A 12,600-nucleotide genomic window follows, 5' to 3' on the forward strand; every position below is an offset into this window, starting at 1 on the left:
CGGGACAGAGCCGTGAAGATCCTGATACTCCGTCAAGGCGACCCGTTCTCGTGGTGGTGGACGTTCACGCGTCGCGGGACGTGGGGTTCTGGCGAGCGTCCGGTGGGCCCAGCACGCGGCGTTGCTGCCGCAGGGCATCGAGCCGCACCGTCCACCGGTGTGAACCCGGCGACAGCCTGGACCCACCTCACGAAGTACCGTCGGCAACGCCGCAGCTCACGCTCCGATACAGGACAGGCCTTAGGATGTCGCCCGTTGGGTGACGGGCGGTCCCGCGTCACATGCGGTCGTACCTCATGTGCGGTCTTGCCGCCCATCCGGCTGTGTCCTGGCAGCTGTGACTACGGGGGAGAACTTCGGTGTTCGGAATCATCAGGCCATGCCGTCATCGCCTGGGCGAGGGCATGCGTACCGAGTGGATGGCGCATCTGTGCGGGCTGTGCCTGGCGCTGCGCGGCGAGTACGGGCAGTTCGCGCGGGTGGCGACCAACTACGACGGCCTGATCGTCTCGGTGCTGACCGAGGCGCAGTCGGAGCGTACCGGCGACTGGCGGCGAGGCGCCGGTCCGTGCCCGCTGCGCGGGATGCGATCGGCGGACGTGGCGCAGGGCGAGGGCGCCCGGCTGGCGGCGACGGTGTCGCTGGTGCTGGCCGCGGCGAAGATACGTGATCATGTGGCCGACGGCGACGGCCTGTTGGGCCGCCGCCCGGTGACGCTGGCGGCACACCGGATCGCCCATGGCTGGGACCGTGCGGGTGCCGCGGGCGGCGAACGGCTGGGCTTCGACACCGCGGTGCTGCTCGGCGCGGTCGAACGGCAGTCGGAGATCGAACGGCTGACCGGCCCCGGCGACTCGCTTCTGACGGTCACGGAGCCCACGGAGACGGCAACCGCCGCAGCCTTCGCTCACACCGCGGTGCTCGCCGGTCGCCCGGGGAACGCCGAGCCGCTGGCGGAGGCCGGCCGTCTGTTCGGCCGGCTGGCGCACCTGCTCGACGCGGTGGAGGACCTGGACGCCGACGAGGCGTCCGGCGCGTGGAACCCGATCGCCGTGACCGGAGCCGACCGTGCCGAGGTGCGCCGGCTCTGCGACGACGCCGCGCATGGGATCGGACTCGCCCTGTCCGACGCCGAGTTCGTGGACGGGCGGCTGGCGCGGGCATTGTTGGGCGGCGAGTTGGAGCGCGCTGTCGACCGCGTCTTCGACCCCCGGCATCGTCACCACCGGCACCGCCACCAGGCGCGGGGCCCGCGGATGCTTCCCTGGCTGGGACGCCGTACGGCGACGGAAACGCCCTCGGCGACCGGCACGGGCACGGGCACGGCCTGCGGCGTCGGGGCGCTTGCGGGCGCGGCCCCGGAGGGCGCCTCGATGGCGTCCGGCCGGCCCTCGGAGGGGCAGTGCCGGCGGTGTGGCCAGTGGCGCCGGTTGTGCCGCGACTGCAGGCTGTGTTTCAACTGCTGCACCTGCAGCGAGGACACCGGTCCAGACGACGGAGAGCCCTGGCAGTTCGGCGACGGCAACAGTGGCTCTCGCCAGGACGGTTCGGGCCGGGACGGTTCGGGCCGGGACGGTTCGGGCCGGGACGGTTCGGGCCGGGACGGTTCGGGCCGGGACGGTTCGGGCCGGGACGGCTGGTTCGGCGGCAACTCGGGTGGCTCCTCCGGCGGTTCGGGCGGCGGCGGTCGCGGGTCGGGAGGCTCCGGTGGTTCCGGCGGCGACTCGGGTGACGGCTGCTGCGGTGGCGGGGGCTGCTGCAACCCGTGCAAGTGCTGTTGCGACTGCTGCGACTGAGAGCCGGGACACCGGGCCGGGGCAGCCCCGTCCCCTGCGAGATCACTGCTCTGCCACACCAAGATCGATTGTCAGTGGTGGGTGCGAGGATTGGAGCATCTCGTCGGAAGAGGGGGAACGATCATGTCCGGAAACCAGAACTACATCAATCACGTTGCTCTTGTGCTGGATGCCAGTTCGTCCATGTCACACCTCAGCCGCAAGGTGGTCGAGGTCGCCGACCAGCAGATCGCCTATCTGGCCCGGCGATCGCAGGAACTGGACCAGGAAACCCGCGTCACGGTGTACGTCTTCGCCGACAAGGTGGAGTGCGTCATCTACGACAAGGACGTGCTGCGGATGCCGTCCCTGAAGCAGTTGTACCGGGTCGGTGGTATGACGGCTCTGCTGGCGGCCACACTGCAGTCGCAGCGCGAGCTGGCGCAGACTGCTCAACTGTACGGCGACCACAGCTTCCTGACGTTCGTACTGACCGATGGCCAGGAGAACGCGAGTCACCGCTGCCCCGGTGCCCCGGCCAGGACTCCGGGTGAACTGGTGAAGGCGGTGGCCCAGCTGATCGAGACGCAGGAGGACAACTGGACGCTGGCCGTCCTTGTGCCGGACCAGATGGGCAAGCGCGAGGCCATGCAGTGCGGTTTCCCGAAGGACAACATCGCCATCTGGGACGCCACGAGCACACAGGGTCTGGAGGAAGCCGGGCAGGTCATCCAGCAGGCCACCGAGAAGTTCATGGTGGGCCGCTCCCAGGGCATCCGGGGATCGCGGGCCGTGTTCTCCACCGGTGCGGAGGCGGTCAACAAGGACACCATCAAGGCAGCCGGTCTCACCCCGGTGAATCCCTCTGAGTACCAGCTGATCCCGGTGGCTCGCGCGGCGGCGATCCGGGACTGGGTCATCGAATGCGGGCACACGTACCGTACCGGTGGTGCGTTCTACCAGCTGAGCAAGTCGGAGAAGATCCAGGCGCGGAAGCAGATCGCGGTGCTGGAGAAGAAGACGGACCGGGTGTACACGGGGCCGGAGGCCCGAGCCCTGCTCGGCCTGCCGGACATGGAAGTTCGCGTCAAGCCGGACCACAACGACGACTTCACCATCTTCGTGCAGAGCACCAGCGTGAACCGGAAGCTGATACCGAACACGCGGCTGCTTCTCATGCTCTGACGCCTGGGAAGCCCCGCCGGCCCGACCGGCGGGGCTTCCTTCGCGCTCGGCACGTCGCCCCGGTCTCATGCACCTCAGCAGAAGGTCCCCGATGCCGGCCTCCACGCCGCCCTGCGGTTCGCGGAGCAGATTCCTTCATGGCGACGTCGTCCGCGGGTCTGCGGAACTCAACGACCGAGGTACGGCATTGGGCACCGGCGGACATAATGCGGCCGTGGACCTCAGACCCGAGCTGCTGCCCCCGCCAGTGAGCCCGCAACGGCTCGAAGAACTGTGCCGCGAGATCGATCGGATCTCCCGCCTGGTGACCGACCGTGCCACGGATGCCGACGAGGCAATCCGGACCTTCAACGCAGTGACCGGCCACGATTACACGGCCCACACCTTCACCTGGTACTGGGAAAGCAGAGACCTGGAGGACGTGGCCAGGGAAGCGGCCCGGCCGGCCCGTCCCCGGGTCGCAGACATCACAAGGGACGAACTCGTCGAGATCGTGCGCAGAATCCTCGCGGGCGACCCGGAAACGGACTACTACCTGGTTCTCCTCGAGGCGAACGTACTGCACCCCCGTGTCACCGGCCTGATCTTCCATCCCCAGGACGACAACGCATCTGCGGAAGAGATCATCGACGAGGCGCTGAAGTACCGGCCCATCGCACTGTGAACGCAACCCGCCCCAGTCCGGTCCCGGGTCCCCGAACGGGCTGCCAGGCAGAGCGGACGATGCCACGCAGACGATGCTGATCGATCGTTGCGTCGGAGCTGCCGAAGTCCATCGTTCCCGCGAGCCGCAGTCGGTCGGACAGCGGGGTGACGGCCACCTTCGCCTCGCCCCGGTACACCGCGTGACGAAGTGTCACCGAGCCGCTCGTGTCGTCGAATCCCCTCTTGCCGGGCTGAAGGGGCAGCGCGTGTCCGGCGGGACGCGCGAGCCGGCCGGTGTGCGCTCCCGCGGCGAGGACGAACAGGTCACCGCGGACCTCAGCGCCCCCGGCGAGGATCGACGTCACCGCCGGGCCGCTGGAGCGGAGCTGAGTGGACGCACCGGTCCCACCGCCGGTCGCGTCCACAACGGTGACGGCCAGGCCGTCTCGGGCGATCCGGTGGGCGTGTGGCCAGTCCGCTCACGCCCGCACCGACGATCACCGCATGGTGTGCCATCGCTGCACTGTCTCCAGTTCGGAGCGTCACGTCGTATCAGGTGAGGAACTTGCCGGCCAGCAGATGGGCAATGGCCCAGTCCTGCACGGCGACACCGACGGTCTTGAACACGGTGCGCTTTCCGTACTCCGTGTCGGGGACGGTCAGCGCCGCGCCGAGCTCCGTGAGGGCGTCCCTGGAGATGGCACCCGCTTCGACGGCGTGGATGATTTCGCCGGACTCCTCCAGGGCGGCACCGAGTTCGTCGATGACGACGGTGCTGTCGGCGAGCAGTTCATCGGGCAGCTCGCGCATGGTGGGGCGGTACGCGCCGATGGCGTTGACGTGCACCTGCGCGGGCAGCGCGGACTCCGGGAAGAGTGGGCTGGTCGCGTTGGTCGCGCAGCACACGATCTCGGCCCTCCGAACGGCCGATTCGGCATCGGCCGCGGTCAGGAGTTCCACCCCCGGCAGTTCGGGCTTCAGTGCCTCGACGAGGGCGTGGGCGCGTCGCGGGTCGGCGTCCACCACGGTCAGCTGACGCAGCCGCCGGACCGCGTGGACGGCGCGGACCTGGTCCGGGGCCTGTGCGCCGGCCCCGATCAGGGCCAGCCGACCGGCGTCGGGTGCGGCGAGGAGATCGGTGGCGACGCCGACCGCCGCACCGGCGCGCAGGGTCGTCACCACTGCGGCGTCGGCGACCAGGTGGTCCGGACGGCCGGTCTCGCTCCAGACCACGGTGCCCGTGATGGCCGGCTTGCGATCGAAGTCCACGCTCAACGTCTTGGTCATCGCGGACGCGGTGGACCGGTGATGAGCGGACATCACCAGGAACCGGCCGTCCCGAAGCGCCGTGCGGGTGGGCATCTCGAACTCGCCGGCGGCGAGGTCGATGAAGCCGCGCCGTACGGCGTCGATGGCCTCCCTCATCGTCACCGTCTCACGGATCTCGCGCTCACCGAGCGTGATCGTGGTCATGGCACCCCGCTTCCTCGTGTGCGGCTTCCTCGGCCTCCCGACCAGAAGGTCAGAGTAAGGTATTACGCCTTAGGTCGAGCCACCAGGGAGTTTCAAAGAAGCTGACCTTGGGTGTCATGCATGGGAATGACGACGTCTACGGCGAGGAAGCCAACCCCGAGGCCGTGGAATCCCTCGTGACACAGGAAACGGCGCACGGCCTGGGCTTCACGGAGGTCGGGCCGACCCCGCATGCGGGCACCCTCCGGCCGCTCCGCATGCGGGCAGGGACGACTCGTTCAAAGCTGGGGGTGTGGAAGCGTCCGCAGCCTTCCATACAAGGCCGTCTCTCAGATCGCCGTTTGGAACGTCGAACGCGACGTGGAGGAGCAGGTCGCTCCCCTCGGAGTGTGAACGGTTGGAAGGGATGGGATTCGATGTCCGGCGCAGGCGAGGGCGGGGTCCCTGGCCGTCAGCACGATGCGCCCGGGGGTGTGTCCGGCTATGGCCCGCAGGCGGACCTCGCGGCATCCGGTGCTGAGCGGGTGCGGATGGTGGCCGCCGCGGACCTGGCTGTCGTGTACCTGGTGAACGCAGAGACGGAGGAGCTGCGGATCGTCCACGTCGCGGGCGCGCAGGGCCGGTTCGCGCTTCCCGAGGTTCTTCCCCTCTCCGCTGACTCTCCCGTTGCGGACGCCGCCCGCTCCAGCCGGCCGCTGTGGCACGAGTCCGCACAGCTCCCTTCGGGCAGCGAAGGAGCACCGGACCTGCCGCGGACCGTTGTCTCGCTGGGCGTCGTGCCGCTGAGTCCGCTGCCGCCGGGCACGGGCGGGCCTGCGACGGTATGCCTGGTCGTGGTGAACGAGGCGCCCGGTGGGTTTGCGCCCGACCGGCGCGTCCTGCTCGAGACCTACGCCGAGCAGCTGTCGTACGTGATGGCGACGGGAGCGCCCGGAGGTGCCGGGCCCGATGCGGCCCGCGGGCAGGCACTGCCCTGGGCGCATGTCGGCACCTTCGCCCTGGACCGGGACTCGGGCCGTGTCGACGCGGACCGGATCCTGCTCGACCTTGTGGGAATCCCCCCGGAGACGTTCGACGGCTGCGTCGAGAGCCTGGTCGCGCGCATCGTCCTGGACGACCTTGCGACGTTCATGGCCGTCGTGGGACGAGGGAAGGGGACGTCGGAGGTTCGGGACCTGATGTTCCGGGTGCGCCGGCCCTCCGGCGAGCCGCGGTGGCTGCACTTGCGCAGCAAGGTCCTGACCGACAGCACGGGAACGTCCGTCCGCGTTCTGGGGGTCGTCGCCGACAGCGCACACGACGCGGAGGTGGTGGAAGCGGCCGGGGTGGAGGAGTTGTCGCGTGAGCTCGCCGATGCCACGACCGTGCGGGAGGTGGCGGAGACCGTCGTTCGATGTCTTCACCGTCGATTGGCGGCTGACCGCGTGGCCTTCGCCAGACTGAACGACGACCGGCTGACGGTCGGCGTCCTGGAGCCGCGGAAGCCGAGCGAGTGGCCGCAGCTGTGGCGGCCGGACAACCGCATGGAATGGCTTGAGGCGCCTCTGCCGGACCTGCCCACTCTGGCGGCTGTGCTCCGCTCAGGACGGACAGCGGTGTGGCCTGCGGGCAACGACCTCGAGCAGGGCCTGGCCGGCATCGCCCAGGGCGGTCTCGCGGTCCTGCCCCTGTCCGCCGAGCGGCGGATGATCGGTGTTTTCCTCGTCGGTTGGGACACGCCTCACCCGCTCGGCGCGACGGAAAGGGCCTGGCTCTCCGTGACGGCCGGCCGATGCGCAGAGGCCGTTGCCCGCGTTGCGGCAGCCGACACGGAGCGAGAGCGCGTGCGAACGCTGCAGAAGAGCCTGCTGCCCCGGGAGCTTCCGGAAGTCTCCGGCGCCGCCACCGTCGCCCGTTACCTGCCTGCCGCCGACGGCCCCGCCATGGGAGGCGACTGGTACGACGTGTTCTCGCTGTCCGACGATCACGTGGCCCTGGTCGTCGGAGATGTGCAAGGGCACAGTGCGGAGGCAGCGGCGGTCATGGGCCGGGTCAGCACGGCCGTCCGGGCCTATGCGGCGGAGGGCCATCCACCCGATGTGGTCCTCGCGCGGGCCAATCGCCTGCTCGCCGGAATGAAGACAGACCTGTTCGCCACGTGCTGCTACATGTCCCTTGACCTGGAGGAGGGGAACGCGTGGTTCGTACGCGCCGGTCACCCGCCTCCCCTGCTGTGTCTGCCGGATGTCGCGCCTCAGGCTCTCGACGACACGGGAGGGCCGCCCCTGGGCGTGGTGGCGGAGGCAGACTTTCCCCTGACCACGGTCGATCTGGCCCCCGGCACGGTGGTCGCCCTCGTGACCAATGGCCTGGTGGAATCCACCCGGCTTCCTTTGGAGGAGGGAATGCGCCGGATGCGGGAGGCGATCGACGCAGCCGACCCGTCGGACCTCAGGAAGATGGCCGACGACCTGATCGGCGGAGCCGACCGGAGCGACGACGCGGTCCTGCTGCTCCTGCGTTACGACGGGCTGCGTCTGCGACCCGTCAGGGCCGGCTGGAGGGCCTGGCGGCTCCCGGACGCCGTCATGCACGCGCGCCGCTTCACCGCACGCACCTTGCGATCCTGGGGCGTGTCGGAGGAGGTGGACGCGGTACAGCTCGTCGTCTCCGAACTGGTCACCAATGCCGTGGTGCACACCATGGGCGACGTGCGTCTGGACCTGACCCTTGCCGGAGACAGGCTGCGCGTCGCGGTCACCGACACCCTGCCGCGAGCGCCCGCGAAACCCACGACCGTGGACTGGGAGGCTACCGGCGGACGCGGACTCCTCCTCGTCGAGGCGATGTCGGAAGCATGGGGCTCGGTACCCGTCGGCGGAGGCAAACGGGTGTGGAGCGAGATCGCCGTGGCGGCTCACACGGTCCCCTCTGTGGGCGTCGGGACGGAAGGATCGGCACGGCGTTCGTGAAGGGCGCATCCAGCCGGCGGGTCCCGGCCGGACGGCAGCGAAGGAGGCGTGACATGCGCAGCGGCCCGCATCGTTCCGCCGTCATGGCGGCCGCGGTGTCCCTGTCGGTGGCACTGGCCGGCTGCGGGCAGACGGACCAGCCCGACGTCCCACCCCGGAAGACCTCGGACACCGGTCTCACGGTCGGCCTGTTGTTCCCGGACAACGAGGCCACGCGGTACGAGAATTTCGACGGCCCCCTCATCGCGGAGGAGATCAGGCGACTGTGCGGCGCCTGCTCCGTCGTGGACGCCAACGCCCACGGTGACGTCTCCACCCAGCGCCGGCAGGTGGACACCATGCTCGTGAACGGGGTCGACGTGCTCGTCCTCGACACGGTCGACGGTCCGTCGCTGCGCCGGTCGGTCCAGAGGGCCCGCGACGCCGGTGTGCCGGTGATCGCCTATGACCGTCTCGCCGAGGGCCCCGTCTCCGGGTACGTCTCTTTCGACGACTACGCCGTCGGACGCGTTCAGGGCGAGGCGCTGATCCGGGGCATGAGCCGCCGAGCCAGTGGCGACCGGATCGTATGGCTCGACGCCACCGTACCGTCGTCCGCTTCGTTGCCCCCGCGCGTGGAAGGAGCGCTGTCCGCCCTCGAGGGGAAGGCGGATATCGCCGAGGAATACACGATCGGTTCGTTCAACGAGCAGGATTCCTACGTCGCCATGTCCGCCGCCGTCGTCAGTCTTGGACCGGACCGCGTCGACGGTGTCTACGCCCTCAACGACGTGATCGCGGCCGGTGCCATCGCCGCCCTCAAGAAGGCGCACGTCACAGCACTGCCACCCGTCGTCGGTCAGGACGCCGAGCTGTCTGCGGTGCAGCGCATCGTCAAGGGCGAGCAGTACATGACGGCCTATAAGCCGTACGGACTGCAGGCAAAGGCCGCCGCCGGGATGGCAGTGGCTCTGGGCCGGGGCGAAAAGCTGCGCGGCATCGCCGAGACCACGGTGAGCAATGCCACCGACAGGAAGATCCCGGCCGTGTTGCTCGAACCGGTTGCCGTGACCGCCAATAGCATCAAGAACACCGTCGTCAAGGACGGCGTATACACGGTCGAGCAGATCTGCACCCCTAAGCTCGCAGAGGCCTGCAGGAAGGCCGGGCTCCTCTAGGCCTGTGCGGTGTTCTTGTCTTCCCGCGGACCGGGACGGGCGGCGACGAGGGAGAACAGATGGCTCATGTGTCACCACCGCCCCTGCTGTCGTTGCGCGCTGTCCGTAAGAACTTCGGGGCGCTGAAGGCGCTTGCGGGGGTCGACCTGGAGATCCGGTCCGGCCAGGTGGTCGCCTTGATGGGGGACAACGGTGCGGGGAAGTCCACACTCGTGAAGGTGATCTCGGGCGTGGAGCCCGCCGACGCCGGCGACATCGTATGGGAGGGGCGCAAGGTGTCGCTCGCGCGTCCTCACGATGCTCAGAAACTGGGTATCGCGACGGTGTACCAGGATCTGGCGCTGTGTGACGGCCTCGACGTCGTGGGCAATGTGTTCCTCGGCCGGGAGCTGCGCAGGAGCGGCGGACTCGACGAGGTCGAGATGGAACGCCGGACTCGACAGCTGATGGACAGCCTGTCGCTGAAAGTTCCCGACGTGCGCGTTCCCGTCGCCACCCTCTCAGGCGGTCAGCGGCAGAGCGTCGCCATCTCCCGTGCACTGCTGAGTGAGCCCAAGCTCATCGTGCTCGACGAGCCCACCGCCGCCCTGGGCATCAGACAATCGAATCACTTCCTGGACCTCATCGAGCAGCTGCGGGAACGGGGAGTGGGCGTCCTGCTGGTCAGTCACAACCTCGGGGACGTCAAGGCGGTCGCGGACTGGGTCGCAGTGCTGCGGTTGGGTCGCAACAACGGTTACTTCGACGTGAATCTCACCTCCCAGGAGCAGATGATCTCTGCCATCACGGGCGCCACCGAACACGCTGTCACCCAGCGAAGGGCAGAAGCGGAGGAACTGGGACTGTGAACCGGTCAGGACCGTCCGGGAAGAGGCCAGGCGTGGCGGACGCCGATGCCCTGTCAGACAGTGAGGGCGGTGGCATCGGCCGGCGCCTCATGGCACCTGTACGGGGTCTCGCCCCGTGGGAAGCACCGATCACAGGCAATCTGCGCCGCGGCGACCTCGGTCGCGCCCTCGCGGTCATGGGGCTCGTCGTCCTCTGGCTGGTCTTCCAGGCCTTCAACAGCAACTACCTCTCGGCACGCAACCTGTCCAACATCTCCGTGGACATGGTGGGCACCGGGATGATCGCCTTGGGCATCATCGTCGTACTGCTCCTGGGGGAGCTCGATCTGTCGGTCGGCTCGATCGCCGGTCTGGCCGCTGCGGTGTTCGCCGTACTGAACGTGCGCGCCGGGCTGCCCGAATGGCCGGCGGTCATGATCGCCGTGGCCTCCGGTATGGCGATCGGGGCCTTCCAGGGGTTCCTGGCCGCCAGGTTCGGCGTACCGGCGTTCATCGTCACTCTCGCCGGGCTGGTCGGCTGGACCGGTCTGATGCTCTACATCCTGGGTGCGTCCGGCACCTTCAACTTCGACGACGAGGGCCTGGTCGCCTCGTTGACCAGCCACTACTTCGGTCACGAGGCGGTAGCCCACGGTCTGGCGGCTGTCGGCGTCCTCGCCTTCCTCACGGTCTCCCGCCGGACCGCTCACCGCCGTCGGGCAGCCGGACTGCCGTCCGTGCCACTCAGCCGAACCCTTCTGGAGACGGCGGTACTGGCGGCGCTCGCATTCACCGCCGCCTCTGTCCTCAACCACTTCCAGGGACTTCCGCTGGCCCTCCTGATCTTTCTCGCCGTGGTCGCGGGACTGGACCACACCCTCCGGCGCATGCCTTTCGGACGCAAGGTGTTCGCCCTGGGCACCGGTGCCGAGGCCGCCCGGCGCGCGGGGATCAATGTGACGGCGGTACGCATCTCGGCCTTCGCGGTCTCCGGGACCATGGCGGCGGTGGGCGGACTGTTCCTGGCATCTCCCACCGCCTCCACCATTCAGGCGACGAGCGCGCCCACTCTGCTGCTGAACGCTCTGGCGGCCGCCGTTCTCGGTGGTGGCAGCCTCTTCGGCGGACACGGCAGGGCCTGGTCCGTCCTGTTGGGCGTCCTCGTCATCGAGTCGATCGCCTCGGGTGTGGCGCTCGTCGGCATCCAGCCCGCCGTCCAACTGCTGATCTCGGCCGGGGTGCTCCTCGTCGCCGTGATCGCCGATTCAGGGGTGCGCCGCGCACGCACCGCCCACGGCTTGGCGTGATCGGCCGGCTGTCGGCGCGCCGACCCGCCGGAGGCATCCAACCCCACCCCCGCTCCCCCGGGCCGTCCCCGAGCGGTTTTCAGTCGGTGGCGGTGGCCGTGGCGGGGCGCGTCCTCCCAGGCGAGTGAGGACATCCTCCACCCTGACGGCGTCAGAACGAACTGGGTGGTCTTGTGGCCTGCCCCCTCGAACCATTCGCCGTGAAGGAACCCGGACTTGCGGTATTCGCTGAACCGGTGCGCGATCCTTCCGAAGATCTCGGTCCGCTCCGCGACCTCCCAGTCGGAGAACTCCGTCAGCGTCCCGTCGGTGAGCATCTTCTGCCGCGGCTCGATGAACGCGTCGAGGTCGTAGATCACTGGCTCGTCCCCGACGCCCGCGATGATCCTCCCCTGCGCAATGAAGACGTCCCGGATGACCTCGAGGTTCGGCCGGCTGTCTTCGGTGTTGGTGAAGGCGCCGATGAACACGTCCATCAGCCGGTCGAGTTCGGCCTTGGCACCGGAGCCGGGCGCTTCCTCGCGAGACGGCCATTCCTCAGCGAGGACGGACCACACCTCGCTGTCGTGCCGCACGCCTCGGTACGGGAAGCGCTGCCGCAGCACGCCGTCGCGGGTCATGCCCAGCCGGCGTGCGACGGCGATGCTGCTGGTGTTGCCGGCCGCGGCCCACCATTCGACGCGGCTCATCCCCCGTTCCTGGACCAGCAGCCGATCTCGCAGACCCCGGAGGCGCTGTCGAACCGGGTGAACATGACGCCGCCGACCAGCGTGCCGTCCAGCCAGATCCCGTACATCCGGCCGGTGTCCTCGGCCTGACGGTCGGCGTAGCGCTGGAGGGTGGCCGTGGCCGAGTCGAGGTCGGGGCTGAACGTTGCCCAGGGGCTGACCACGCAACAGGCCGACCGCTACATTCGGCTGCGCTCGACGATCCGCCCACATGTCGAAGCGGCACGCGATCTCGGCCAGCTTCCCGCAGAGACGGACCCGGAACACCTCGCGGCCGCCGCTGTCGCCTTCACCCACGGACTCGTCGTCCAGGCCCTCTTCGACCCGGGCCGGTTTCCCGAGGACGTCCAGACCGCCATGCCGACGACTTCCTCCCCTCGGCCGCGCTGCCCCGGCTCGACGACGGCGGCCGACCGGCCCCTGGTGGTGACGGGCGGTCTCAGAACCCCTGACGCTGGTCCGCGGCCAGGCGGGCAAGAGGTCGCCCCGGATCACACACCTGAGGGCAGCTGAATGATTGAGCAGGGGCGCCACCGGTGCCGAACCGTGGAG

8 protein-coding genes and 2 pseudogenes are annotated in these 12,600 nt (G+C 69.3%); 8 read left to right on the plus strand and 2 right to left on the minus strand.

What is annotated here, in order from left to right:
* The first annotated feature begins 359 nt into the window (after positions 1-359).
* The 3 genes from AB0K02_RS15520 to AB0K02_RS15530 all read left to right on the plus strand — a co-directional run bounded on the left by AB0K02_RS15520 (position 360) and on the right by AB0K02_RS15530 (position 3,624).
* Entirely contained in the window at positions 360-1,796 is a 1,437-nt protein-coding gene (locus AB0K02_RS15520) for a DUF5685 family protein (protein ID WP_365992930.1), read from the plus strand.
* 123 nt (positions 1,797-1,919) lie between these two features.
* A complete protein-coding gene (locus AB0K02_RS15525; RefSeq protein ID WP_365992931.1) occupies positions 1,920-2,960 on the plus strand; it encodes a vWA domain-containing protein in 1,041 nt (346 codons plus the stop codon).
* A 214-nt stretch (positions 2,961-3,174) separates the two neighbouring features.
* The gene (locus tag AB0K02_RS15530) at positions 3,175-3,624 is read left to right on the plus strand and encodes a hypothetical protein (protein ID WP_365992932.1); all 450 of its coding nucleotides are present in this window, start codon (positions 3,175-3,177) and stop codon (positions 3,622-3,624) included.
* 533 nt (positions 3,625-4,157) lie between these two features.
* Here the strand turns inward: AB0K02_RS15530 and AB0K02_RS15535 are convergent.
* Positions 4,158-5,078 (minus strand): ornithine cyclodeaminase family protein, encoded by a 921-nt coding sequence (locus AB0K02_RS15535; protein WP_365992933.1) that lies wholly within the window; start codon positions 5,076-5,078, stop codon positions 4,158-4,160.
* A gap of 116 nt (positions 5,079-5,194) precedes the next feature.
* Between AB0K02_RS15535 and AB0K02_RS15540 the strand changes: the two genes are divergently transcribed.
* From AB0K02_RS15540 to AB0K02_RS15555, 4 genes are read left to right on the plus strand one after another with little or no spacing between them, the layout of a single operon-like run.
* Complete coding sequence (locus AB0K02_RS15540; RefSeq protein WP_365992934.1) at positions 5,195-8,029, plus strand: SpoIIE family protein phosphatase; 2,835 nt, start codon at positions 5,195-5,197, stop codon at positions 8,027-8,029.
* A gap of 53 nt (positions 8,030-8,082) precedes the next feature.
* Entirely contained in the window at positions 8,083-9,186 is a 1,104-nt protein-coding gene (locus AB0K02_RS15545; protein WP_365992935.1) for a substrate-binding domain-containing protein, read from the plus strand.
* Positions 9,187-9,245: 59 nt separating this feature from the next.
* Positions 9,246-10,034, plus strand: a complete 789-nt coding sequence (locus AB0K02_RS15550; protein WP_365992936.1) for an ATP-binding cassette domain-containing protein — start codon at positions 9,246-9,248, stop codon at positions 10,032-10,034.
* A gap of 32 nt (positions 10,035-10,066) precedes the next feature.
* Complete coding sequence (locus AB0K02_RS15555) at positions 10,067-11,320, plus strand: sugar ABC transporter permease (protein WP_365992937.1); 1,254 nt, start codon at positions 10,067-10,069, stop codon at positions 11,318-11,320.
* Between the two features lie 521 nt (positions 11,321-11,841).
* On the opposite strand, the pseudogene AB0K02_RS15560 reads toward AB0K02_RS15555, so the two are convergent.
* Positions 11,842-12,203: pseudogene (locus AB0K02_RS15560) on the minus strand (GNAT family protein); the annotation flags it as partial.
* On the opposite strand from AB0K02_RS15560, the pseudogene AB0K02_RS15565 reads away from it, so the two are divergent.
* Positions 12,187-12,500 (plus strand): annotated as a pseudogene (locus AB0K02_RS15565) (TetR family transcriptional regulator C-terminal domain-containing protein); the annotation flags it as partial. The pseudogenes AB0K02_RS15560 and AB0K02_RS15565 overlap by 17 nt on opposite strands.
* Between the last annotated feature and the right edge of the window lie 100 nt (positions 12,501-12,600).

The organism is Streptomyces sp. NPDC049597 (assembly GCF_040675505.1).
Lineage (GTDB): Bacteria > Actinomycetota > Actinomycetes > Streptomycetales > Streptomycetaceae > Streptomyces.